Annotated in this window: 1 protein-coding gene; it reads right to left on the bottom strand. The window is 42.9% G+C overall.

Translation table 11 applies throughout. The features are described 5' to 3' along the window. Positions 1–254, bottom strand: a 254-nt coding sequence (locus tag AB4585_RS23440) for a hypothetical protein (RefSeq protein WP_372171176.1), incomplete at its 3' end; no start/stop codon positions are given. Positions 255–287: the final 33 nt, after the last annotated feature.

Raw genomic sequence — 287 nt, 5'->3', positions numbered from 1 at the left:
GCTGCCTTTTTACCCTCGTTCATACGTTGGCTTTGTGCGACTTGCTTTGATTTTGAACCAGAGGTCAAAATTGCAATGTCAGCCTTCTCAACATCGGATAGTTCATCAAGACGTTTCAGTCGGTAGCATTTGGCTCTAGCGTTAAGCTTGTGAGTTTTGGTAGTAGTCTGCCCCGTTTTATCGGTGAAGGGGTGTTGCACTTCGATTGTTTCTTTCAGTGCAATGAGAAGTCCGATCTCCTCCAATTTTTTCATTGTTTTTGTAATTGCACTAGGTGAGTTGTTTAG

The sequence above is a fragment of the Vibrio sp. 10N.222.49.C9 genome (genome assembly GCF_041474985.1).
In the GTDB taxonomy this organism is placed as follows: domain Bacteria; phylum Pseudomonadota; class Gammaproteobacteria; order Enterobacterales; family Vibrionaceae; genus Vibrio; species Vibrio crassostreae_C.
This window is presented reverse-complemented; position numbering and strand designations above follow the sequence as displayed.